At 45.3% G+C, this 23,442-nt stretch carries 24 protein-coding genes; 16 read left to right on the forward strand and 8 right to left on the reverse strand.

Annotation, left to right across the window (positions count from 1 at the left end; genetic code table 11):
* The first annotated feature begins 7 nt into the window (after positions 1-7).
* From allB to JNE38_RS15000, 3 genes are all read left to right on the forward strand, one after another.
* The gene (gene allB / locus JNE38_RS14990) at positions 8-1,402 is read left to right on the forward strand and encodes an allantoinase AllB (protein ID WP_203357273.1); all 1,395 of its coding nucleotides are present in this window, start codon (positions 8-10) and stop codon (positions 1,400-1,402) included.
* A 52-nt stretch (positions 1,403-1,454) separates the two neighbouring features.
* Positions 1,455-2,708 carry an ArgE/DapE family deacylase gene (locus JNE38_RS14995; protein WP_203357274.1) on the forward strand — a complete coding sequence of 418 codons (1,254 nt, stop codon included), beginning with the start codon at positions 1,455-1,457 and terminating at the stop codon, positions 2,706-2,708.
* A 215-nt stretch (positions 2,709-2,923) separates the two neighbouring features.
* Complete coding sequence (locus JNE38_RS15000; protein WP_203357275.1) at positions 2,924-3,271, forward strand: VOC family protein; 348 nt, start codon at positions 2,924-2,926, stop codon at positions 3,269-3,271.
* A 307-nt stretch (positions 3,272-3,578) separates the two neighbouring features.
* Here the strand turns inward: JNE38_RS15000 and JNE38_RS31190 are convergent, their stop codons facing one another.
* The gene (locus JNE38_RS31190) at positions 3,579-4,022 is read right to left on the reverse strand and encodes an S-Ena type endospore appendage (RefSeq protein ID WP_428993706.1); all 444 of its coding nucleotides are present in this window, start codon (positions 4,020-4,022) and stop codon (positions 3,579-3,581) included.
* 218 nt (positions 4,023-4,240) lie between these two features.
* Here JNE38_RS31190 and JNE38_RS31195 point away from each other — a divergent pair, with 218 nt between their 5' ends.
* The 6 genes from JNE38_RS31195 (at position 4,241) to JNE38_RS15030 (ending at position 12,293) form a co-directional block, all read left to right on the forward strand.
* A complete protein-coding gene (locus tag JNE38_RS31195) occupies positions 4,241-4,597 on the forward strand; it encodes an S-Ena type endospore appendage (protein WP_428993729.1) in 357 nt (118 codons plus the stop codon).
* 444 nt (positions 4,598-5,041) lie between these two features.
* On the forward strand, positions 5,042-5,278 hold the full coding sequence (locus tag JNE38_RS15010; RefSeq protein WP_343071665.1) for a hypothetical protein: 237 nt from the start codon (positions 5,042-5,044) through the stop codon (positions 5,276-5,278).
* Positions 5,279-5,606: 328 nt separating this feature from the next.
* Positions 5,607-6,377: a prenyltransferase/squalene oxidase repeat-containing protein gene (locus JNE38_RS15015; RefSeq protein ID WP_203357278.1), complete on the forward strand. Its 771-nt coding sequence runs from the start codon at positions 5,607-5,609 to the stop codon at positions 6,375-6,377.
* A gap of 151 nt (positions 6,378-6,528) precedes the next feature.
* A complete protein-coding gene (locus JNE38_RS15020; RefSeq protein WP_238933672.1) occupies positions 6,529-6,846 on the forward strand; it encodes a VOC family protein in 318 nt (105 codons plus the stop codon).
* A 393-nt stretch (positions 6,847-7,239) separates the two neighbouring features.
* Entirely contained in the window at positions 7,240-10,893 is a 3,654-nt protein-coding gene (locus tag JNE38_RS15025) for a bifunctional 2',3'-cyclic-nucleotide 2'-phosphodiesterase/3'-nucleotidase (protein WP_203357279.1), read from the forward strand.
* 206 nt (positions 10,894-11,099) lie between these two features.
* Positions 11,100-12,293: an oxalate decarboxylase family bicupin gene (locus JNE38_RS15030; RefSeq protein ID WP_203357280.1), complete on the forward strand. Its 1,194-nt coding sequence runs from the start codon at positions 11,100-11,102 to the stop codon at positions 12,291-12,293.
* Between the two features lie 102 nt (positions 12,294-12,395).
* On the opposite strand, the gene JNE38_RS31200 is transcribed toward JNE38_RS15030, so the two are convergent.
* From JNE38_RS31200 to JNE38_RS15050, 5 genes are all read right to left on the reverse strand, one after another.
* Positions 12,396-12,476 carry a YjcZ family sporulation protein gene (locus JNE38_RS31200; protein ID WP_428993730.1) on the reverse strand — a complete coding sequence of 27 codons (81 nt, stop codon included), beginning with the start codon at positions 12,474-12,476 and terminating at the stop codon, positions 12,396-12,398.
* Between the two features lie 236 nt (positions 12,477-12,712).
* Positions 12,713-12,910, reverse strand: a complete 198-nt coding sequence (locus tag JNE38_RS15040) for a PLDc N-terminal domain-containing protein (protein WP_203357575.1) — start codon at positions 12,908-12,910, stop codon at positions 12,713-12,715.
* Between the two features lie 80 nt (positions 12,911-12,990).
* Positions 12,991-13,752, reverse strand: coding sequence for a sensor histidine kinase (locus JNE38_RS15045; RefSeq protein ID WP_238933673.1), 762 nt, complete (start codon positions 13,750-13,752; stop codon positions 12,991-12,993).
* Entirely contained in the window at positions 13,749-14,150 is a 402-nt protein-coding gene (locus tag JNE38_RS30675) for a HAMP domain-containing protein (RefSeq protein ID WP_238933674.1), read from the reverse strand. Before JNE38_RS30675 ends, JNE38_RS15045 begins: the two co-directional genes overlap by 4 nt.
* The gene (locus tag JNE38_RS15050) at positions 14,147-14,833 is read right to left on the reverse strand and encodes a response regulator (RefSeq protein WP_203357282.1); all 687 of its coding nucleotides are present in this window, start codon (positions 14,831-14,833) and stop codon (positions 14,147-14,149) included. The genes JNE38_RS30675 and JNE38_RS15050 overlap by 4 nt, the downstream gene beginning before the upstream one ends.
* 195 nt (positions 14,834-15,028) lie before the next feature.
* Here JNE38_RS15050 and JNE38_RS15055 point away from each other — a divergent pair, with 195 nt between their 5' ends.
* From JNE38_RS15055 to JNE38_RS15070, 4 genes are all read left to right on the forward strand, one after another.
* Entirely contained in the window at positions 15,029-15,433 is a 405-nt protein-coding gene (locus JNE38_RS15055; protein WP_203357283.1) for a DUF6223 family protein, read from the forward strand.
* 179 nt (positions 15,434-15,612) lie between these two features.
* Complete coding sequence (locus JNE38_RS15060; RefSeq protein WP_203353744.1) at positions 15,613-16,290, forward strand: helix-turn-helix domain-containing protein; 678 nt, start codon at positions 15,613-15,615, stop codon at positions 16,288-16,290.
* 14 nt (positions 16,291-16,304) lie between these two features.
* Positions 16,305-17,165, forward strand: a complete 861-nt coding sequence (locus JNE38_RS15065; protein WP_238933452.1) for an IS3 family transposase — start codon at positions 16,305-16,307, stop codon at positions 17,163-17,165.
* Positions 17,166-17,435: 270 nt separating this feature from the next.
* A complete protein-coding gene (locus JNE38_RS15070) occupies positions 17,436-18,368 on the forward strand; it encodes a cation diffusion facilitator family transporter (RefSeq protein ID WP_203357284.1) in 933 nt (310 codons plus the stop codon).
* Between the two features lie 104 nt (positions 18,369-18,472).
* Here JNE38_RS15070 and JNE38_RS15075 read toward each other — a convergent pair whose 3' ends face one another.
* Complete coding sequence (locus JNE38_RS15075) at positions 18,473-18,700, reverse strand: Ger(x)C family spore germination C-terminal domain-containing protein (RefSeq protein ID WP_238933675.1); 228 nt, start codon at positions 18,698-18,700, stop codon at positions 18,473-18,475.
* A gap of 47 nt (positions 18,701-18,747) precedes the next feature.
* Positions 18,748-19,875 carry a spore germination protein gene (locus tag JNE38_RS15080; RefSeq protein ID WP_203357286.1) on the reverse strand — a complete coding sequence of 376 codons (1,128 nt, stop codon included), beginning with the start codon at positions 19,873-19,875 and terminating at the stop codon, positions 18,748-18,750.
* A gap of 244 nt (positions 19,876-20,119) precedes the next feature.
* Here JNE38_RS15080 and JNE38_RS15085 point away from each other — a divergent pair, with 244 nt between their 5' ends.
* The 3 genes from JNE38_RS15085 (at position 20,120) to JNE38_RS15095 (ending at position 23,373) form a co-directional block, all read left to right on the forward strand.
* Positions 20,120-21,487, forward strand: a complete 1,368-nt coding sequence (locus tag JNE38_RS15085) for a sigma-54 interaction domain-containing protein (RefSeq protein WP_203357287.1) — start codon at positions 20,120-20,122, stop codon at positions 21,485-21,487.
* 204 nt (positions 21,488-21,691) lie between these two features.
* Complete coding sequence (locus JNE38_RS15090) at positions 21,692-21,895, forward strand: DUF3311 domain-containing protein (protein WP_203357288.1); 204 nt, start codon at positions 21,692-21,694, stop codon at positions 21,893-21,895.
* Entirely contained in the window at positions 21,892-23,373 is a 1,482-nt protein-coding gene (locus tag JNE38_RS15095) for a sodium:solute symporter family protein (RefSeq protein WP_203357289.1), read from the forward strand. Before JNE38_RS15090 ends, JNE38_RS15095 begins: the two co-directional genes overlap by 4 nt.
* Positions 23,374-23,442 lie beyond the last annotated feature (69 nt).

Below are 23,442 nucleotides of genomic sequence, written 5' to 3' on the forward strand. Positions count from 1 at the left end.
GACCGCTATGAAGTATGACTTACTCATAAAGGACGGCAGTGTCGTTTTCAGAGACGCGGTGAAAAGGGCAGATATCGCCATTCGAAACGGGAAGATTGTTGCAATTGCTGAAAGAATACAGGCAGCAGCAGATCAAGTGGTTCATGCAGCAGGTCAATATGTGATGCCAGGGATGATCGATACGCATGTTCATATCTGCGAACCGGGGCGCACAGAATGGGAAGGGTTTGAAAGCGGTACAAAGGCACTGGCAGCAGGAGGTACCACATGCTACGTCGATATGCCCTTGAACGCATTACCAGCTACTACGACAAAAGAAGCTTTCGAATTAAAACGAGCAGCTGCTGATGGGAAAAATTACGTCGATTATGCTTTTTACGGCGGTCTCGTTCCGGGAAATATGGAAAATTTGCAAGAGCTGTCCGATGCAGGTGTTGTAGCGTACAAGTGTTTCATGGCCACTTGCGGAAGTGATTTGCCGGATGATTTTAAAAATGTGGATGACTTTACGCTTTATTCAGGAATGAAAAAATTAGCAGAGCTTGGACATATCTTATCGATTCATGCTGAAAATGCAGAGATCACTGACCATTTCGCTCAAGAAAAGATCAAGCAAGGAAAGGTAACGGCTTTTGATTATGTGGCATCTCGTCCAGTCTTTACAGAAGTAGATGCCGTTTTGCGCGCACTGTTTTTCGCAAAAGAGACGGGTTGTAAGCTCCACTTTGTCCATATAAGCAGTGCAGATTCGGTAGAAGAGATCATGAAAGCACGCCATGAAGGAGTAGATGTAACCTTGGAGTCATGTCCGCACTACTTTACCATTACGACCAGTCAATTTGCAGAAATAGGACCCGTTGCCAAATGTTCGCCGCCATTGCGGGATGAGTTGGAGCAAGAGAAGCTATGGGAAGCATTGAAACGAGGCAAAATCGATATGTTAACCTCGGATCATTCCCCTTGTCCGCCAGAAATGAAACATAGTGACACGAACAACATGTTTGAAGTATGGGGCGGAATTACGGGCTGCCAAAACAATGTTGACTTGATGTTTGATGAAGCTGTGAAAAAGCGTCATGTACCGGTAACCGAATTTGTCAGAATGATTTCGACCAACCCTGCCGAAAGGTTTCAATTACGGACAAAAGGTGAAATCGCGATAGGGAAAGACGCGGACATTATCTTGATCGATCCCAATCAATCGTATGTGGTAAAGGAAGAAAACTTCTATTATCGTCATAAGCATAGTCCCTATACAAATAGAACGATTGATTGCCGAGTCACCAAAACCTTCGTGAGAGGGCAGTTAGTGTTTGATGTAAATGAAGGGATTGTTGGGAACCCCATCGGACAATTCATGACCTCTCAGAAGATTCCACATAATGATTTCGCACAATCCTAGTACCGTAAGCCATTTCGATTAATCCGATCAATCGTGCAAAGGAGAAGGAATTATGCGTGAAGCCAAAAGAGAAATTTTACAATGGGTAGAAAACAATCAAGAGCAAATGATTCAATTCTTACGAGAGCTTGTTGCGATCCCGTCCGACAACCCGCCTGGAGATTGTTACGCGATCGCTGATCATATTCATAAAAGGTTGAAGGATTTTCAATTCGATGATGTTCAGTTCTTAGAGGTGGATTCGGCACAGGTCATGGCCAACGGAATGATCCGAGTCTCCAATGTTATTTCAACTACCGCCTTCGGAGAGGGAAAGGGTCCGGAAATATCGTTGAATGCCCACGGGGATGTAGTCGCTCCAGGAATGGGATGGACATATGACCCTTACGGAGGAGAAGTTGTAGAAGGCAAGCTATATGGCAGGGGTGCAGCTGTTTCCAAGTCTGATATCGCAGCCTATACGTTTGCCCTTATGGCAATGCGCGGTGTGGCGGAGGAATTGAATGGAAAGGTATCTTTGGCATTTACCTTCGATGAAGAAACAGGGGGAGAGATCGGTCCAAAGTGGTTATTGGATAGGGGTTATATCAAACCGGATATGGCCATTGCAGCCGGGTTCACGCATTCGATTGTCAATGCCCACAATGGATGTCTGCACTTGGAAATAGTGGTGTCGGGGAAATCAGCTCATGCTGCGGCACCTCAAACCGGTTTTGACGCCATACAGGCAATGAACGGGATCCTACACGCCTTGTACGCGTATCGCGAGTCACTTGGCAGGATCAAATCTGCCGTCCCGGGAATTGAATCGCCAACGTTAGTAGTAGGTTTAATCTCTGGGGGAATCAATACCAATGTGGTTCCAGACCGGTGTACGATTCGCTTGGATCGGCGACTGATTCCCGAAGAGAACGGAGAGCAGGCGGAAAAGGAAATCCGTCAGGTGGTTGAGCAGGCTGTTTGTGATTACGAAGGCATCGAAGTAAAAGTAGATCGCATTCTTTTGGCAAACAGCTTTGGTCCTGTTCAGGAGGATGAGCCACTGATTCAGACGTTAGGAGCGAATTGGAAAGAAGTGATGGATGGGCAACTAGAAATCCATGGGGTTCCGCTTTATGCCGATGCCAGACATTTCTACGAAGCGGGGGTGCCGGTCGTCATGTTTGGGGCGGGTCCTAAAACCTTGCTGGAAGCAAACGGCCACAGAGCCGATGAGCATGTCCGTATTGATGACCTGGTGAAGGCAACTAAAATTGTAGCGTTAACTCTCTATGATCTGTTAAAAAATAAAGCCCTTTCCCAATAAAGTCTTCCTGTCTTATTGCCAACACATGTAGTCTAGCTACGGACTGTACACTCATGCAAACACGTCCCGACCATAACTGCCGGAATAGAAGGGGCCTTAGGGGCCTTTTCTGCATGTAACGGAGTGAAAAGGGAAAAAGGAACCTAAATGTAAATCTAGAATATCTCCAGTAATCGGATAGCTAAATATTTGATGCCAGACAGGAGATAGATACGATGATAAAAGGTTTCGGAGGAATATTTTGGAGAACCAAGAATCTTGAGGTTGTAAAAAAGTGGTACAGTGAAGTGTTGAAGATCGAAATAGAAAATTGGAATGGGACTGTGATAAAACCCGAAATAGGAAATGAGACTATCTTTTCTTTCTTTACCGAGAATGACAGCTATTTTCCAACCGAACAACAAGTGATGTTAAATTTCCAAGTACATAATCTAAACGAGACTATTGAGCATCTAGAACATATTGGTGTACCTCTTGCGAAGGAAAAAGAGATGAATGAATTTGATAAGTTTATTTGGATTAAAGATCCTGAAGGTCGACTGATCGAGCTTTGGGAGCAATAACGAGGTTTCATTCAAATGCCGTACTTGTATTTTACTCGAGAGTTCATAACTAGCTGATGCCTTTCAAGCCCACTTGCATGATCAAGATGGAGGATGCTATGAATGGTTTGGATATTTTCGGAAATGAGAACGAGTGACAAGGGGATAAAAACCATTACAAAAAGCGGATAAGAAAGATCAAACACAAAATGGCAGTTTGAGCTATTTTGTGTTTGTTTTCATTTGGGGAGAAGAATGGGCCGTTTGTAGCCTGATGCATTTAATCATCAGCAAAACATTAGAATGTAAAGACTAAGCCACTCCTGAATTAGAACATTAAAATGTAATGTAAATCTAATTCTAATAATCCAGTACCTTCAGCAGCGGATTGTCCCTTACATAAAACATTTATGGAAATTAAATTGGAGACAATCGCAGTAAATGATGAGTTTGGACCAACATCAACATCTTCAGGTACCTGATCAGATGTGATCAGGTTTATCTGCATAGTACAGTTCTTACTATTATTTATGATGGTTATTGTCCCTGATGGGGGGAAGATATTGGGACCTTCAAGAAAAATGAAATATGCTCGATGAGTCGTGTTATCACACGGCTGTTTAATAGGAACACACCTACGAATACATACAACTTTCTGAGTAAACCTGCCATTTTTCTTTGGACGATGACGAGGGCGTTTTATATTGTTATGAATGTTACATATACAAATTAAGCGTCTACACCTGACACACTTGGACTTTCGTTGGGACAATTCGTTTCACCCTCCACTCTCCAAAGGCATCACTACTTCAATTATATGGTAAAATGAGTGATTAACTATCGACGAAGAACCATTTTTTACTCTCTACGTAAAAACGGGTCAATAACTGCTTCTTTCGATGGCTTTAGATAATATAATGTCTTAACAAAAAGCTATCACTTGATTTCAAGGGGGTGAGTACTTTGTGTGATACTTCCTCTAATACTGCAGTGTTTAATTTTTGCAGTAATATCCCGAGACAACTTGTAAATCTTCAACAATGTAATCCTATTTTCCAGCCGTGTCCAAGTGGTCCTTTCGTGTATTTTACTAACTCAACAAATTTCACGATTAACGGATCATTTACGGTTGTAAATACGAGCACGCATTGCACCATGAATATTGTTTATGTCCATAGTGGTACGACTACAGCCATCCCACTTGCTGCAGGTCGCGCAGAAACAATCTTTTTTGAAGATTTGACCAGTATTACAATTGAATGTTTAATGGGAGCAATTGCTGAAGCTAACTGTACAGGAAACTTATTGCTTGACTTACATTATTGCGTAAGATGTATAACTCCATAATCTTGCCTGCGATTTAAAGTAACAAGCGAAAGAAAAGAATGAGCCAACGTTGGATCGTAGCGTTGGCTCATTTCTCTGGTAATGATCTCCAATAAGAAACAAGCTTCTCATTGGACGCTAGTTCATCTTGATGTTGCGCTAACGGATATCGATAGTTTCATAAAAAGAGGTTTCAGGAATGTATTTCGCCTGAATACCTCTTTGTATTTTCCAATTGGATTTCTAAGCACGTATACGAGTAACATGCAGCTCTTTAAAATTGATATAAAGAACTCCAGAAATACTATATTTTCACTAATGAGCATCCTCTACCTTATCGTTGTGTAATTAAGATGATGTAGAAACGATTAGAAATGCACAAAGAGGTCACATTCTTCCAAAGGAATATGTCCCTCAATGCGGTTCTACTCGAATGCATATCTTACCCTTCAAGGCAATGTCGTCATGAGCGTTGCTTTTTTCGAACATTGGGATGGTATTGAAATCTCAAAGGATCAATCAGAGTTGTTGGGAAAAATTCATTTGAGAAAGATTGATATGTCTGATGAGATCTTTGTCATTGATGTCGATGGGTACATAGGTGACAGCACACGAAAAGAGATTGAATATGCCGAAAAGACGGGAAAGGCAATCCGTTATTACTCTAACGTTGAGATACCTTCAACCATGTTCAGTCCATAGGTTAATGGGCTTGATGAGGCTGCCGTTTTCTCAACTACAGAGCAGGATAGTTTCGTCACATCGTGAATATAAGAGGTAATTATTTCGAAAACAGCCTAAGAGGACAACGAGTATGAACTGACCAAAGTAAGGAGGCCCCCTTGGATGACAACAAACAATCCGACTGGCAAATCACAAAACCAGAGAAATCAGTCATAGATTGGCTGCTTAACGCCGACCCTGCAATCCGTTGGCAGGTGAAGCGTGACTTAATCGGTGAGCCCGATGAATTTGTAGCCGCTGAGCGGTCGCGGATTGCCACGGAAGGTTGGGGGCCCGGATCCTCGGCATGCAATCTCCCAAGGGCAACTGGGGTGGTGACGCCGACGCTCGGAACTGGCTATGCACGAGCTACACCTTGTTGCTATTGAAGGACCTAGGCTTGGATCCCTTGAGTGAGGAAGCCCGCAAATCGATCAGCCTCGTGCGTGGACACATCACCTGGCCGCAGCAAATGGGGGGCCTGCCCTACTTCGACGGCGAAACCGAGCCCTGTGTCAATGGTTGGATTCTCGGGGTGGGCGCCTACTTCGGGCAGGCAAGCGATCGGCTAGTCGATCGACTTCTCGGTGAGCAGCTTGAGGATGGAGGCTGGAATTGCGACGCCCCGCAAAGTCGACGATCCTCGTTCCACAGCACCATCTGTGTGTTGGAAGGACTATTCGAGTATGAGAAGGCGAAGGGTGAAACCGCTGCGGTGACGGAAGCTCGCGTCCGAGCACATGAGTACCTGCTGGAGCGTCGAATGTTTAGGTCTCTTTCCACCGGCGAAGTGATCGATCCAAATTGGACGCGTTTTTCGTTCCCGACCACCTGGCATTACGACGTCCTAAGGGGTCTGGATTATTTACGCAGCGCCGGTATCGAACCAGATGAACGGGTGACCGAGGCTGTACGTTTGGTGGCTGAGAAACAAGATCAAAACGGGAAATGGACCCTGGAGAACGCTCACCCCGATCGAGTCCATTTCGACATGGAGGGTGTGGAAGGCGAGCCCAGCCGCTGGAACACTCTGCGCGCCTTGCGAGTGCTGGACTGGTATTCAAAACGAGACAAATGAATCCGACGAGGGACGAATGGCAGGACATCCGGGGGTTCATTCAATAGATGAGAACAGGTTGGTGAACTGATTTGAAGCTGACTCACACGCGATTATTGGTCAACAAGTATCAGGAATGTTATTTCTTTTATAAAAATGTAGTAGGCTTTTCGTGTGTCTGGGGGATGAAAATAGTTTCTATGCTGATTTTGAAGCGGGTGACATTACATTGGCATTATTTGACAGAAGGGAAATGTCGCAAGCGATTGGAACAGAGAATTTGCCGATCGAATCAGCCCCATCAATGGATAAAGTATCGTTGATATTGAATGTGGACAGTGTAGATGAGATGTATGCTCGTTTCAGGGATAAAGGAGTAAAATTCATAACGGAACCAATGGATAGAGAAGAGTGGGGGATAAGAGTTGCACACTTTCGCGACCCGGATGGAACACTAATTGAAATATATGAACCATTGAATTTGAAATGATTTAGTTACTCTATTAAGTCATGACCGTGGTATTTCAACTGGAAGGACAAGGCTTCGTCGCTTAACGGAGACTGCCCTGATCCGAATAGATCTGAAAGAGTTATGAAGGCAGTGCTTCAAACGAAAGCAAACGAGGGGTAACAAGACCCCAAAATGAAAAGGCCGCTCCGTAAAGGATGGCCTTTTCATTTTTGCATGGAGTTGAATCAAATACAATTGGGAATTTAGGAACATGGTCGGAATGATACATATGCGTTCTGTTGGACCTATTTCCTATCTTTCAAACCTTCTATCTATTTTTACGTGGAATTAATGATTGACTGGTATAGTGTGTTTTGGCGTGTTAACACTCACCAAATGCCTGCGCCAATCAAATGAAAGGGTGATACTCAAATGAAAAAGAGAGGTAAGATGTCAGCGAATCGTATTCTTACAACGACACTTGCGGTCAGTCTCTTTGCTACACCAATGTTTTCAAGCCCAATTAGCGCAGAAGGAACTGGGGCATTGAAAGACAAGCCGAATCAACAGCTTGATCCCGATTCAAATAGCAGTCAGCCCGGCTCTAACCAGCACTCTGAAAACGAGAATTCTCGATTCAAACTTCGAATCATGGAAACTACTGATATTCACACCAATTTGTTGAATTATGATTATTTTAAAAACACTGTTTCTGAAAAAATTGGATTAGCAAAAACAGCAACTCTCATCAATCAAGCACGAAACGAAGTGAAAAATAGCGTATTGGTTGACAATGGCGATTTGATTCAAGGATCTCCGCTCGGGACCTTTCAGGCAAAAATTGATCCATTGAAGGATGGAGAAGTGCATCCTGCGATCCAAGCGATGAACCTGATGCATTATGATATGGCAACGCTAGGAAACCATGAGTTTAATTATGGTCTGGATTTTCTGGATGAAGTTTACGATGACGCGCAATTTCCGTTTGTGAATGCAAATGTCTATGTGGATGATCATGACAACAACCCTGGGAACGACCGCAATAAATATACGCCGTACCAAATCTTGAATAAAAAAATTATCGATGAGAGCGGCAAGACAAAGGTCATCAAGATTGGATATATCGGTTTCGTACCGCCGCAAATCAATGAGTGGGACAAGTCAAATCTCGATGGAAAAATAATCACAAAGAACATTGTCGAAACAGCACAAAAATTTGTACCGGAAATGAGGAAAAAAGGGGCCGATCTGGTTATCGCAATGGCTCATACCGGGTTTAGCGGAAATGAATCGAATACCGAGGACGCCGTATATGCACTGAGCAGAGTACAGGGTATCGATGCCATCACATTCTCTCACACGCACAAATTATTCCCTGCCAAAACAGAGGCAGCGCTTGATGGTTTGTTCTTGGGACCGGATAAAAAACCATTGCCAGGCGTTGATAATGCAAAAGGAACGATCAATGGCGTTCCAGCTGTACAAGCCGGTTATGGCGGCGGCTCGCTGGGGCTGATCGATTTAACCATCGCAAAAGAAAAAGGAAAATGGAAGGTAGTTGATTCACAATCCTCCACTCGGGAAACGTGGGCGACAGATCCGAAAGATCCAAAAAAAATCATCAGTTCGGTAGAAGCAGATCCAGCAGTCGTGAATGCCGTGCAAGCGGTTCATGAGGACACAATCTCTTACGTGAATACACCAATCGGGAAAACAACAGATGACATCTACAGCTATTTTGCTTTGGTGCAGGATGATCCGTCCATTCAAGTGGTGACGAACGCACAAAAATGGTATGTAGAGAAGTATATCGCAGCAAGTAAGCCCCAGTACAAAGATCTCCCGATTTTATCAGTAGGCGCACCATTCAAGGCTGGTCGCAACGGGGTTGAAGAGTATACGGAAATTAAAAAAGGTGACTTGACCATCCGCAGTGCCGGTGACCTGTACCTTTACGACAATACGCTGAAAGCAGTAAAGGTAAAAGGCTCTGTCGTGAAAGAGTGGCTCGAGATGTCAGCTGGCATGTTCAACCAAATCGATGCTGCAAAAACAGAAGAGCAACAGTTATTGAATCCAGCATTCCCTGTTTTCAACTTCGATGTGATTGATGGTGTTCACTATCAAATCGATGTCACCAAGCCGGCAAAATATGATACAGCCGGCAAGCTGATCAATCCGGATAGCAGTCGAGTGGTCAATCTCAATTTTAACGGTAAGCCTATCGATCCGAGCCAGGACTTTATTGTTGTAACCAACAACTACCGTGCAGGCGGCGGCGGTAACTTCCCGGGTGTGAAAGGAAGCGAGTTGGTCGTTGACTCTGCGGATGAGAATCGCCAAATCTTGATGGATTATATCTCCGGAATGAAGGAAATCGTACCAACCGCTGACCAAAACTGGTCCCTGACTCCAATCGCAGAGCCGGTACATGTGACCTTTACAACTTCGCCAAAAGCAGCAGCCTATCTTGAAGAGGGAAGCAATATAACGTATTTAGATCGACTGGATGATAAAGGATTCGGTATTTTTGAAATCAAGCTTGGCGGTTCAGCAACCACCCCAGGGGAAAAAGTAAAGGTTCAATTGTTAGGTTTGAATGACTTGCACGGCCAGCTCGATACAGACACAAAGGTAGGGACTCAATTGGCAGGGAGCATGGAATATACGGCTGCTGCGATAAAACAGCATGAGGCGGAAAATCCCAATACGCTTCTTGTAGAGGTAGGCGACATGATTGGGGGAAGTCCTTTGATCTCCGCGCAATTTCAAGATGAACCTACCGTCGAAGTGATGGAAGCAATGGGTTATGACGTCGGGACTCTGGGCAATCATGAGTTCGACGAAGGGATAGCCGAATTGCAGCGCATGATACATGGCGGAGAACATTCAAAAGGAACAAAAGGTTATGACGGGATCAATTTCCCAATCGTCGCTGCAAATGCATTTGACACCTCAACCGGCAAACTTATTACAGATCCATATGTGGTGAAAGAAGTCGGCGGTGTCAAGATCGGGTTCATCGGGGTCGTAACTCAGGAAACTCCAAACATGATCGTGAGAAAAGGCAACGAAGCATTGAAGATAACCGATGAAGTGGAAGCGATCAATCAATACACCGAAGAATTAAAGAAACAGGGAATCAAGGCTATTGTGGTCCTCGCACACAATCCGGCCACTCAAACAGGCAAGGCAGATTTATATGACGCAACAGATATCGCAGAGAAAGTGGATGACGAAGTAGACGTGATTTTTGCTGCCCACAACCATGTTTTCGTGAATAAAGAAGTAGACAATAAATTAATCGTTGAAGCGTATTCGTATGGTTCAGCCTTTTCAGACGTCGACCTGGAAATTGATCCGCTGACAGGTGATATTGTTAACAAAAAAGCAGAAGTCGTGACCGTATATCAGAAGGATTACACGCCAGACCCTGCTGTATCGGCGATCATCCAGAAGTACGAAGATCAGATTGCTCCGATCAAAGCGGAAGTCGTCGGTGAATCCTCCGCAGCATTGCCGAAAGGATATCCTTCTGTTTCGGAAGATCAAGGTGACATTGCACTTGGAAATTTAATCGCGGATGGAATGAAGCAGGCGATGGATGCAGATTTTGCTATGATGAATGGCGGTGGTGTCCGTGCGGATCTCCCAGCAGGTAATGTTACATTCGGCGATTTGTTCGCGATTCAGCCGTTTGGAAATGTGCTCAACAAGGTGAAATTAAGCGGCGCGGATTTAGAGACGGTACTGAACAACCAAATCACTGACAGAGGTCTTGATTTCCATATCTCCGGTTTTACTTACACGTATACCTATGACAGCACGGCAAAAACAGGGAAAGTAGTGGACATCTTTTTGCCGGATGGAAGCAAGATCGATAAAAGCAAAGAATATAGCGTGGTTGTGAATAACTATATGTACGGCAATGTGAAGTATGGAATTGGCACGTTAGGAACAGATCTTGAGGTGGGGCCAGAAGATTTACCAGCAACGGTTGATTTTGTAAAATCACTGCCCAAGCCATTTGGTTATAAAGTGGAAGGCAGAATCCAAAAAGTGATGGCTCCAGTGGCGACGCCGTAAATTCCGTTTGTCCATGCTTGGTAATTGTAAGAGGACCTCCCGAGGCTTTGCCTTTGGGTGTCCTCTTTGTTTATTCGGATATTTGGCTGTGATAATAGGGCGATTGTTTGGAGACACGTGACCAAATCCTGGCGCTCTTCATAATGTAATTTGGGCACTTGGAATCGTGTCCGATACGTAGTGAATGGAACTAGGGGTGTCGTGATATGGAAAATGAAAGCCGGAATGAATATATACCGCAGCCGATAAGGAACGATGGTGCCGGTTGGTGGGATTTTGGTCCACGGGACGTTATGCGAGACCTGGAGAACCCCGACATGCTTGTTTCACCCGTCACCGATGCTGGCTCGTTGCCCAATATGAGGTTCTCTTTCTCCGACGCACATATGCAGTTAAATCAAGGCGGCTGGTCAAGGGAAGTGACGGTGAGAGAGTTGCCGATAGCGACCACGATTGCTGGGGTGAATATGGCTCTGACTCCCGGTGGTGTGCGTGAGTTGCATTGGCATCAACAAGCGGAATGGGCGATCATGCTTGTGGGGCGAGCACGAATTACATCAGTCGACCAGAATGGGAGGAACTTCATTGCAGACGTAGGCGTGGGCGACCTATGGTACTTCCCTCCCGGAATTCCGCATTCGATTCAAGGGCTGGAAGAAGGGTGCGAGTTTTTGCTCGCCTTCCCCGACGGCAGTTTCTCCGACCTCAATACTTTATCGATCTCCGATTGGTTCGCACATACGCCAAAGGGAGTACTATCAGCGAATTTCGGTGTTCCACCAAGTGCTTTTGCCCATAATCCGAACCATCAGGTATACATTTTCCAAGGAACCATTCCCGGTCCACTCGAAAATCAGCAGGTACCAGACCCGTACGGAACCGTACCAAAAACCTTTACACATCGGCTGCTCGCACAAGAGCCGATTGTAACTCCGGGTGGGAGTACCGTGCGTATCGTGGATTCAACAAACTTTCCTATATCGACTCAAATTGCCGCATCGTTACTGGAAATCAAACCGGGCGCAATGAGAGAAATGCATTGGCATCCCAATAATGATGAATGGCAATATTACATCTCTGGTAAGGCACGCATGACCGTTTTTGCACCCAATGGTACGGCGCGTACTTTCGATTATCGTGCCGGTGATGTAGGTTATGTACCGAGAGCATTCGGTCATTATATCCAGAATACTGGAAATCAAAGCGTATGGGCTTTGGAGATGTTCAAAAGTGACCGTTTTGAAGATGTTTCACTGAATCAGTGGATGTCGCTGACGCCTCATCAGCTGGTACAACAGAACCTGCATGTAGGACCGGAATTAATGAACGCTTTGCGAAAAGAAAAACAATTCATTGTAGAGTATCCGTCATTTTCTTTTAGCCAGATAAAGGGGAGATAAGGACATCGGCATGAAAAGCTCTCCATTATAATTGGAGAGCTTTTTTCCGGTTCCCAATCATTAAAAAAGGCGGCACAATTGCCGCAAATTCATAATAAAAAGTTAATCACAGGTACTAGCAACAATGGCTAAGAGAACGAAAAGAACCAAGACTAAAGCAAAATTATCATCAAAAAAACCCATTGATATCACCCCTAAATGAGTTTGAGGAAATACCTCAAAAACAAGGTATGCAATCTCATGAACGATGTATAGACATCCCCCCAGGAAGGAACAATATAGGTTTTACTGGTTTCAGTTAGCAGGAGCGATTCGTTGAACCGTACCAAACGTAACAGGTGGTTATCATGGGGTTGCTTAACGCAATTATGTAAAAGAGAAAAAGTGTAAGGAGAATACAATCACCTTACACTCTCGAATTAATCTTTTCGAATTACTAAATATACGATTAAACCAATGATTGGGAAAAACAATAAAGCCACTAGAACGATTATAGAAAATTCTTTGCTGTTCCCTCTTTGACGTGAATCGCGATACGCCCAGATACTGATCAAAATGTTAATCAAGTTTAGAGCCAATATGAACAGAAAGGGAAGTAAAACACTTATACCACCCATGTCGATCAATGTTACCACCTGCTCTCAAAGATTGTGAAACATGTCAATCATACAACAAATGGATGTATTTGGAAAATGATTCACTGAAACGACATGATCCTATCGGGGTTATCAACTTTTTCTTGATCATTGCCTATAGGAAGATAAACAGTAAAGACAGTACCTTTATCAGTCTGACTCGCTACGCGGATGAATCCGCCGTGGGCTCTTACAAAAAGATGTGCGATGGATAACCCGAGCCCCGTACCGCCTGTATGCCGCGATCGCGCTTCGTCTACGCGATAGAATCGATCGAATAGATGCAGCAGATGTTCCGACGGTATTCCGATTCCGGTATCGATCACCGAAACACGTGCATAGAACGCGTCCCGATCAATGACCCGATCCTCGATTTCAACCGTAATCTTCCCTCCATGTGGTGTGTAACGAATCGCATTGGTCAGCAAATTAAAGAAAACCTGCGTGATCCTCCTCGCATCGACCATCACGGTAAGCGGCCTCGAAATGGTAGAAAGCTGAAATTCTAAACCGTTTTCTTCCGCCTCGAATTTCAAGTCGTCCACGATTCGTGCTAGGTGCACCGTCAGATCGAGCGGTTTGCGATCGAGCGACAGCCGACCGGCTTCTGCCAACGACAAGACATGAAGATCGTCTACAAGCATGCTCATTCGGATCACTTCATCATGAATCCGAAGCAGCATTTCCGGCGGGACATGCTGACCGGCCTGCTGATAATTCTCTAGTTTGAGCTGCATAATGGATAGCGGCGTGCGAAGTTCGTGAGCAACATCGGCCACCAATCTTCTGCGGACTTCTTCGGCTTCGCGCAGTCGAAACGTCATGTCATTGAAGGTTTGGCGACTTTCCCATACTCATCTTTCGTGTCTACAGGTACTTTGACGTTTAGGTCGCCCTGCGTCACGCGCTCTATGGCAGCTATCAGTTTTTTGAGCGGAAGGGTCAGAACACCCGATATCCAAAAACTGAAGGACAACCCGATCGCAACAAAAATGAACATTCGAAGAAACACGTTCAGCTCCATTTTTTCAAGGACATACGTTTTTAAGATTTCGATTTGCTCTTCGGGCTTCGCGCTCAAATAGTTGGTGTCGATTTGTTCCTTTTGAAATTGATCGAACAAGCCGCCTGTGTAAACTTGTGTTGTAAGGGAGATGATGTTTCCTACAATGAGCAAAAGCAGTCCCATCGCAAATATTTTCATCCGGACCGTCATCTTCATGAACGTTCACCGAATCGGTAACCGAAGCCATAAACCGTTTGAATATATCGAGGATTGGCAGGATCGTCTCCAAGTTTGCGGCGAAGATTCCGAATATGGGAATCCATCGTTCTTTCGTATCCCAAGTACTCATCCGCTAAAGCAGCCTTTAACAATTGCAAACGGCTAAATACAACTCCGGGACGACCCGCCAGTGTGAACAAAATTTTGAATTCCGTAGGGGTCAATTGGATCTCCTGGCCGTCTTTGAATACCTTGCATTTGGCCTCGGAAATGATTAAGTTGTCTCTTTCCAAGAACATCGACCTGTCTTCTGGCCCGCGTAAACGGCGAAGCAAAGCTCGGATGCGCGACGCGAGTTCTCGCAAGCTGAAAGGCTTCGTCAAATAATCATCCGCACCGATTTCCAGCCCTACAATTTTATCCGACTCGTCTGTTCTTGCCGTGACCATAATAATGCCGCATTGCGAAGTTTGCCTGATTTCACGGCATACGTCTATGCCGCTTTTCTCAGGGAGCATCCAGTCGAGCACGATGATATCTGGCCGCTCAGACCGGGCGATCGTTAACGCTTCTTTTCCAGTACGGGCGCTCAATACCTGAAACCCTTCACGCTGCAGAAAAGTGAGCATCTCCTCAAGCATGCCCGGTTCGTCCTCCACAAGCAACAATTTCGCATCCATTTCAATCACATCTTTCCATAAGAGTGAGTACATACCGCTTACGCAAAATTATAACGGGATTTGACAGATTCTTGAAGGAATTCACACAAAGAGAGGAAGATATGCATAAGTTCTCGACATTTGTTGTGTAAACTGACTCTGAAATTAGCTGATATCTATTCCGTTTGCAAAAACAATCAAGAGGAGTGATAACAAATGAAAATGAGGGTAGTTTCAATCGTAATGCTAAGTGCATTTCTACTTGTCCCAACGATTGCCTCTGCAGAAGTGACCAATGGCAATGCCGTATACGGATTAACCACCGGGCGACTTTGGGCCACGATGGATGCGGTGGTGGGGCTGATCAGCGCGGTCATCGGTGGGTTGTCTTTGGCACGCTCTGCTGGTCGTTTCGGCACTGGCTCAGGGAGACGCGGTGCCATCGTGGCCGCGGTGATGGCTCTGATCGTCATCGTGTACGGTGGGCTGCACATGGTCAACTTCACCGGTGATTTCGGCACAGGGAGCGGGCGGGCCGGGGCTATCGTGGCGATCGTGATGGGGCTGATCGGCATGGTACTCGCTGGGCTGACTTTGGCCCGCTCCCGCCGCACCAGTTGACCCGACCATAGCACCCAGTTTATTGTGGTTCCTTCCTTTCCCGGGCGTGAATTCATTCATGCTGCTTTGTGAGAATTGTATAGCTGATCAAACACAAAATGGGCTGCCGGTGATATGATATGCTCCCTTTAAGTAGACAGGTGAAATAATGAAACCTGCTAATAAAGGGGAGCATTTTCATGTCTAAAGTACAATTTACTGCGTCAGAAAAACTGGCCATCCTTCTGGAGATCGATAGCGGTCAGATTGGTGTTATGGCTGCTGCTAAAACATACGGTATTAGCAAAACAACCGTAGTGAAATGGCGACGGCGATATGAGGTGTACGGATACAAAGGGTTAGAGATTCAATCTTACAATAGAACTTACTCGGTGGAGCTTAAGCTTCAAGCCGTTCAAGATTATCTAACCGGTCATTACTCCCAATATGAAATCATCGATAAATATAAAATCGCCAGCCGCACCCAACTCAAGAATTGGGTAGACAAGTATAATGGTCATAGCAGCTTAAAATCGTATAACGAAGGAGCAAAAGCTATGACGAAAGGTCGGGCTACAACATGGCAGGAGCGAATTGACATCGTTCACTACTGTCTTGCACATAAACATGACTATCAGGAGACGGCGAGCCAGTATCAAGTGTCTTATCAACAAGTATACCAATGGGTCAAGAAATATGAGGATGGCGGGCTAGATGCCCTACAGGATCGTCGTGGTCGGAAGAAGCCTGTTGAAGAGCTAACTGAAACAGAGCAGGAAAAGATGGCGATGAAGAAGTTGGAGTATGAAAATGAGCGGCTTCGAGCGGAGATTGCTTTCTTAAAAAAGTTACAGGAATTCCAAAGGAGGCGAGTTTAAGGCAGCACCGACAGGTGCATGTTTATTTAGCAATCCAGTCCATTCAGCAGGAAGGAGAGTTTAGTCTACAGCTACTATGCGAAATTGCAGGGGTTCCACGGTCAAGTTATTACAAATGGCGTAACCACAAGCCTAGTTTGCGTGAACTGGAAAACCGACAACTGATTCAGGCTATGCTTTTACTCCATGAGCAGGTTGGGGGAATCTACGGGTATAGACGATTGACACTTCATTTACGCCGACAAACCAAACTGCGAATTAACCACAAGCGGATGAAACGCCTAATGAAGATGGCCGGTGTCCAATCGGTTATTCGTAGGAAGAGAAAGAAATATGCACGATCAACTCCTCAACATATTGCCGAGAATTTGTTAAACCGTGAGTTTCATGCAGCAGCACCAAACGAAAAGTGGGTAACGGATGTTACGGAATTCAAATACGGCAGTGGAAAGAAGGCCTATTTAAGCGCAATTCTGGATTTACATGACAACACGGTTGTCTCGTACGCTTTCGGTCATTCCAACAACAATGCCCTGGTAATTCGAACGGTGAAATCGGCCCTGCAAACGGTACGGGTAAACAAGCCTATGCTCCACAGTGATCGGGGTTTCCAGTATACCTCTTCGAGGTTCAAAAGATTGTTTGGGCACGAAGTGGTCCAGAGCATGTCCCGAGTTGGCAGGTGTATCGATAATGGTCCCATGGAAGCTTTCTGGGGAACACTGAAATGCGAGAAGTATTATTTGAATACATACAGTACCTTTGAGGAACTTGAAAAAGACATTAAGGACTACATTTATTTCTACAATAACGAACGATTACAGGCAAAATTAGACGGCCTCAGTCCCATGGAATTCAGGACCAAGGCCGCTTAACCGGTTTTTATTATTTGTAATGTCTACTTGACGGGGTGCAGTTCAATAAATCGGCAGCCTTGTTTCGCGCTCTGGCATTGGTGAACAGTTCCTAACCTGTCATAAAAGGCCACGAGATCACTACACGTATAGAAGGAACATAAAATGAATGCTCCATGTTCATCGTGCCTGTTGATTTTGTGATCTGATTAAACAATTCAAATACATCGCCTACGAATACAGGTATATTTCAGTCCATTACCAGCACAATAAGCATGATTGCTTGATTCCATGTATAGCTGGTCTTGGAGGGAGGAGGCGGCGAACGTGAGTAAGTCGACTTCATTATTTGCATTATGGATTAGCTTGATTAGCAATGTGGTTTTAACCATCATCAAAATCGTAGTGGGCTATTTGTTTAACAGCCAAGTTCTTATTGCTGACGGCATACATAACGCTGGAGATGTTGTTGCGACATTTGCTGCGCTTACATCGTCCATGGTCTCCAAAAAACCCTCTGATGAAGACCACCCTTATGGTCATGGAAAAGCAGAGGTAATTGCCTCAGGGATTGTTGCGATTATTTTGGCTTTAGCAGGGCTTTTGATGGCCTTTAAATCCATTCAAGCGCTATTCGAACCTGCAGGAGAAGCCAGTATGATTGCTTTGATTGCTGCGGTTATCTCTCTGCTTTGGAAACAAGTGCTCTATGTGTACTGTATGCGCCTCGGAAAATCGCAAAAAAGTAAGAGCCTCATTGCAACAGCCAACGATCACCTAGCAGATGTGTATGCCTCCATTGCGGCTGTAGTTGGGATTGGAGCGGCATTGGTCGGTGAACATTTTCATTGGCCTTTTACTCAGTATGGTGACCCCGTAGCTGGAATTATTGTGTCTTATTTTGTTTTGAAACTAGCTTATGAGATGGGGAAGGAATCGACTGGGGTTTTGATGGAAAAAAATGTATCGCCGGAAAAAATGGATCAACTTGAGAGAATTGTTAGGGAGATACCCCAGGTAAAACGGATTGATCGCATGCGGGCTAGAGAACACGGTCATTATGTAATCGTCGATATACGTGTGAGTATCCCAAATCAACTGACGATTAAAGAGGGGCATGATATCAGTCGTTTAATCAAGCATGCCATTACCAGTCAAATGGAAGATGTTTGGGAAGTCATGGTTCATTTAAATCCTTGGTTTGAAGATCAACATGAAGGATGAATCCAATGTAATGAGTAAGCATTATTGCATTTTTTCAGACCATTGACAGTTAGGGGGCGGCTATTTAGCTGCCCATTTCATTTTACCGATCATGTAAGTTCCGTCTAGCTCTTTGTTTTGAGGAGTCCTTCATTCTGAATGATCACATGAAAACGAATGGTCATTTTGATAGTTGGGTAATAATCAGTTCTCCAATGATCCAGGCGATCACGGGGAATCTTGGACCGGAAAAGCTGACCGACTCCAAAAATATCGGCTTTAAGAGATTGGGTTTTGCGGAACAATCGTTGAAATCGATCTGCCAGCATTCCTTCTAGCTCTTTTTTGATCATGGTTACAGACGAGGCACCCTTTGTTTCCAGAATGGTAACCTTTAGCATCACCGTGAAACTGGCGATAGTCGTTGCATAATGAGGATGTTGCTGACGAGCTTTGCCTGTACCACTGCTTGCCCGAGGATGATTCCGCCAACCATCGTTATCGTAGGTCCGATCGTTTTTGGAAGCCGGATACTGGCCTCGAGGATCAGTTCCAGGATGATGAGGAGAAGCAGCGTTTCGACCAAGGCAGGATAAGGGACTCCCACACGGCTGCTTGCAATCGACAAAGCAAGCTCAAGTCGAAGGACGTCGGGATTTACCGAAACAAGGCCGACATACAATCCGGGCATCAACATGTTTGTCAATACACCGATGATACGCAATAACCGCATGGCTACCACGAAAAACAGAGGGAAGTTACGATCGCTCTCCTCTGCAAACATGTTCATGAGTAGACTCGGCAGCACGATGGCAAATGGAAAGCGGTCGAGAAACAGAACCACTTTGCCCACCCCGAGTGCCGAGGCGACATTCTCGGGTAACCCCGTCGTATTGTACCTGGTAATCAACGTCCATCTCGGAAAGCCTAGCAGCTTGGATAGCGATAGCAAATTGGGAATATCTTTATCTAAATGGGATTCGATTCTTCGTATCATTGCCGTGAGAAACGGTGTGTTTGTTTTCCCCTCCATGTATAAAAGAATCGCGCGTCTGCGTTGATCTTTTCCAAACCAGTACGACTGCGTTCGAAGTTTGTCTGAAAACACGTGCCTTTTTACAATTCCGATATTGGTATCGAGATCTTCGATGAAGGAGCTAATGGAACCGCGCATCACATTTTCGGTCGTTGGCGCCTCAATGGATAGGGACAACGTACGGGATACCGGAATGACTTTTAGGCAAGAGTTGGATGACTCGAGTAGAACCATCACATATCCTTCTGTCATTGCATCGACGACTGCTTGCTCGTCAGCATGGTCTATTCGTTCACCGAACCCGATTTCAAGCGCAAGCAAAGACCTGTCTGCAGCGACGGCATTTTGAGCATGCTGTTGAAGCATCATCATGGTCTGAGGCAAATCGATGAGTGATGTGTACCCTGCGAGGGTGACTGGTTGACCGAGAAGAAACATTCGATGGAGAAACAAATCGGCATCCTGCTTTTGTCTTGTTTGCAAACGATCCATTAGGTCAAAGCAAGCTCACTTCCCATCGCTTATTATTTTGCAGTATTTCCAGTTGGGGAGGGAGGCAAACTTGAGTAGATGGTTGATGCGAACAGATCCGAAAGGCACATAATGGAAAGCAGCCGTGGGAATAATTGAAGGGTTCACCCTAAGTTTATGGACAAGCCTCCTTTTGATTGAAGAAAACAGAGAGGGATGGTAAGTTATTCCTGTACCTATCAATGCACCGGGGAGGTAATGGGACGTGGTTGTCTCAAAAGAATGGGATACACTGCTAGATTTAATCTTGGATGGCGTCATCATTACAGACCACGAAGGAACGATCCTGAAAGTAAATAAAGCGTATCAACAGATTTTCAACATTCGTCCGGAAGCATACGTCGGGAAAAACATCAGGGAGCTGGTCGAGGACGGGACGATTCCTGAGTCTAGCACGCTGAAGGTCTTGCAGACAAAGCAAAGAGTGACATTATTTCACGAAAACAGCGAAAAGGATTTGGTCTATACCGGCACGCCTATGTTTGATGATCGAAATGAAATCATAGCAGTGGTGAATTGTGTCCGCGACATGCGGGAAATCAACGAGCTGAAAAGAACCGTTACCCAAACAAAGCAGGTCAACAAGGAATATCGCGAACAGCTTGATTATTTTCGCGGGCGTGAGACCAAAATCGATGGACTGATCGCCGAAAGCAGTGAAATGCGGCACGTTTTATCATTGGCAAGCAAGGTTGCACCGATTGACTCTGCTGTCATGCTTCGCGGCGAATCAGGTGTCGGTAAAGAAGTGATCGCAAAGTTCATTCACACCCGCAGCAAACGTGCTTCCGAAGCTTTTATCAAAGTGAATTGCGGCGCCATCCCTGAAAACTTGATGGAGAGCGAATTTTTTGGATATGAAGCAGGTGCGTTTACCGGTGCAAGCAAGGGAGGAAAGCCCGGGTATTTTGAATTGGCCGATCAAGGCACGCTGTTTCTCGATGAAATCGGCGATATGCCACTGGAATTGCAGGTGAAACTTCTGCGGGTCCTCGAAGAAAGAGAGTTCCGACGTATTGGCGGAGTGAAAACCCTTCACTCGGATGTGCGCATTATCGCAGCGACGAATCAGCCTTTAGAAGATCTGGTGGAGCAAAAGAAGTTTCGCAAGGATCTGTACTATCGTCTCCAAGTGTATCCGATTATGATTCCTCCTTTGCGAGAACGGAGAGCAGATATCCCGCCTCTGATTGAGCATTACCTGAAAAAGATACACGAAAGACATGGAACGGTGAGTCACATCAGCCCCGAAGCTGTTGACACGCTTACGAAGTACAAATGGCCAGGAAACATCAGAGAGGCAGTCAATTTGCTGGAGCGTCTGACGATCATCTGCCCGAACGGAGAAATTTTTCCCGAACACCTTCCGCGAGAATTTACGGATTGCCTGCCTTCGTATAAGCCTGTCGATTTCAATGAAAAGGTAAAATGGATGGAGTATCACGAATTGCAGCGTGCATTAAAACAGGAGGGCTCTACTAGAAAAGCAGCCGAGTCGCTTCAAATGAGCAAAACTACATTTATTCGAAAATTGAAAAAGTATCAGGTGCTTTTCGAAGCGGACCATAAATGATCTGGGCGGGCCAAAAACGGTCCGCTTTTTTCTTTTTCATTCTGTATCGATCGCTGAAAGTGGCCACTGCGAGAATGGCACGAATCGTGCTCTGAGTAAGAAAGCAGTTCGGCAAGAAGAAGGGAGGCTTGATACTCAAGATCAGTATCAGGGGTCGTAGCAGGGAAAAGGGGACGAACAAAAAGGGAAGAAAGGGGAATGAAGATGAAGATAAAGTTAATTGCGCTTTCTTTCGTTCCATTTATCGGGATGTTGGGGTTTTTACCCTGGGTTAACAAAGTAGAGCCATTTGTACTCGGTATGCCGTTTCTCTTTTTTTGGTTCGTCTTGTGGGTCGCACTGACTTCCGGTGTCTTGGCGATTTTGTATAAGTTCGATCCTGCTACCCGGGAAGGTGATCCAAAATGAACGCGGCACTGTTCATCATTTTTGGCTTTTTCATTCTATCGATGTACTTGGGAATCTCCGCAAAAAAAGGGAAGGATATGAACCTTGAGCAATGGACTGTTGGAGGCCGCGGGTTTGGTACACTCTTTTTGTTTCTATTACTGGCTGGCGAAATCTACACGACCTTCACATTCCTTGGTGCCAGCTCTTGGGCTTATGGGAACGGAGCGCCTGCGTTGTATGTCCTTGCTTATTTGTCGCTTGGTTATGTCCTTTTCTATTGGATCCTTCCGAAAATCTGGAAATATGCAAAAGAACACAACTTACTGTCTCAATCTGACTTTTATGCACGGAAGTATGAGAGTCCTTATCTCGGGGTTCTCGTTGCGGTCATTGGGGTCGTTTCCATGATTCCCTATACGGTGATCCAATTGAAAGGGTTAGGGATTATCGTCTCAGAGGCCTCGTACGGATCCATTTCACCAGCCGCCGCGGTTTGGATCGGTGCCATTACGGTTACCGTTTATGTGATGAGCTCCGGTATCCACGGTTCGGCATGGACAGCAGTCATCAAGGATATCATGATTTTGGGAATTTGCATCTTCATCGGAATCTACCTCCCGCTGCATTACTATGGCGGTTTTCAACCCATGTTTGAAGCGATTCATGCGGCGAATCCTGCCTTCCTAAAGCTCCCCGATAAAGGATTTGGCATCTCATGGTTTATTTCCACGGTACTGTTAACGGTTCTAGGAATGGTGGCGTGGCCTCATTCGTTTAGTGCAACTTTTTCAGGGAAGAGCGAAAATGTTTTCCGCAAGAACGCGATCGTAAGTCCGCTTTATGCTCTCTTGCTGTTGTTCGTATTTTTTGTTGGCTTTGCCGCCATTCAGCAAGTGCCGGGCTTGAAAGGGCCAGATGCCGATCTCGCATTATTGAAGCTGACCATCCAAACCTTTGATCCTTGGCTTGTCGGCTTGATTGGGGCGGCTGGCCTGTTGACAGCTCTCGTTCCCGGTTCCATGCTTCTGATGGCTTCGGCTGCGACCTTATCAAAGAATGTCTATTCCGTTTTTGTTCCAACGGCTTCTGATCAACAGGTTGCGAAGCTGGCGAAATACCTTGTCCCTGTACTTTCCTTAATCAGTGTGTACTTTACGTTCAACGGAGGAAATACCATTGTCACCCTGCTTTTGATGGCGTATAGCTTTGTGACACAATTGGTGCCAGCATTACTTGCCAGTTTCATGAAGAATCAATTCGTAACGAAGCAGGGAGCCGCTGCCGGAATGAGTGCAGGCGTTATTCTTGTCGCGTACATTACCATTACCAAATCAACCATTGGCACTTTGTTTCCAATTCTGCCTCAGGCGGTAAAAGACATGAACGTTGGGATTGTCGGTTTATTCGTAAATGTCGCTATGATGGTCGTGGTTAGCTTGCTCACCAGAAATTCTGCTGCTTCCTCTAATCTCAAAGATCAATCACAATCCGCCTGATTTAGAGGAGAAGTCGAGAGAGGATCTGGTAGTTTGGCATTACTTTTGCAATGGATCATAAAGGAGATT

The sequence above is a fragment of the Brevibacillus choshinensis genome, assembly GCF_016811915.1.
Lineage (GTDB): Bacteria > Bacillota > Bacilli > Brevibacillales > Brevibacillaceae > Brevibacillus > Brevibacillus choshinensis_A.

Coding starts and splice junctions, on each gene's coding strand:
- JNE38_RS15015 (WP_203357278.1), top strand. CDS start 5,607: ATGCAATCTCCCAAGGGCAACTGGGGTGGTGACGCCGACGCTCGGAAC.
- JNE38_RS15010 (WP_343071665.1), top strand. CDS start 5,042: ATGAGCGTTGCTTTTTTCGAACATTGGGATGGTATTGAAATCTCAAAG.
- JNE38_RS31200 (WP_428993730.1), bottom strand. CDS start 12,476: ATGGGTTTTTTTGATGATAATTTTGCTTTAGTCTTGGTTCTTTTCGTT.
- JNE38_RS15060 (WP_203353744.1), top strand. CDS start 15,613: ATGTCTAAAGTACAATTTACTGCGTCAGAAAAACTGGCCATCCTTCTG.
- JNE38_RS30675 (WP_238933674.1), bottom strand. CDS start 14,150: ATGAAGATGACGGTCCGGATGAAAATATTTGCGATGGGACTGCTTTTG.
- JNE38_RS15045 (WP_238933673.1), bottom strand. CDS start 13,752: ATGACGTTTCGACTGCGCGAAGCCGAAGAAGTCCGCAGAAGATTGGTG.
- JNE38_RS15090 (WP_203357288.1), top strand. CDS start 21,692: ATGAAGATAAAGTTAATTGCGCTTTCTTTCGTTCCATTTATCGGGATG.
- JNE38_RS14995 (WP_203357274.1), top strand. CDS start 1,455: ATGCGTGAAGCCAAAAGAGAAATTTTACAATGGGTAGAAAACAATCAA.
- JNE38_RS15080 (WP_203357286.1), bottom strand. CDS start 19,875: ATGGATCGTTTGCAAACAAGACAAAAGCAGGATGCCGATTTGTTTCTC.
- JNE38_RS15075 (WP_238933675.1), bottom strand. CDS start 18,700: ATGATCAAAAAAGAGCTAGAAGGAATGCTGGCAGATCGATTTCAACGA.
- JNE38_RS15040 (WP_203357575.1), bottom strand. CDS start 12,910: ATGGGTGGTATAAGTGTTTTACTTCCCTTTCTGTTCATATTGGCTCTA.
- JNE38_RS15050 (WP_203357282.1), bottom strand. CDS start 14,833: ATGGATGCGAAATTGTTGCTTGTGGAGGACGAACCGGGCATGCTTGAG.
- JNE38_RS15055 (WP_203357283.1), top strand. CDS start 15,029: ATGAAAATGAGGGTAGTTTCAATCGTAATGCTAAGTGCATTTCTACTT.
- JNE38_RS15070 (WP_203357284.1), top strand. CDS start 17,436: ATGTATAGCTGGTCTTGGAGGGAGGAGGCGGCGAACGTGAGTAAGTCG.
- JNE38_RS15095 (WP_203357289.1), top strand. CDS start 21,892: ATGAACGCGGCACTGTTCATCATTTTTGGCTTTTTCATTCTATCGATG.
- JNE38_RS15030 (WP_203357280.1), top strand. CDS start 11,100: ATGGAAAATGAAAGCCGGAATGAATATATACCGCAGCCGATAAGGAAC.
- JNE38_RS15025 (WP_203357279.1), top strand. CDS start 7,240: ATGAAAAAGAGAGGTAAGATGTCAGCGAATCGTATTCTTACAACGACA.
- allB (WP_203357273.1), top strand. CDS start 8: ATGAAGTATGACTTACTCATAAAGGACGGCAGTGTCGTTTTCAGAGAC.
- JNE38_RS15000 (WP_203357275.1), top strand. CDS start 2,924: ATGATAAAAGGTTTCGGAGGAATATTTTGGAGAACCAAGAATCTTGAG.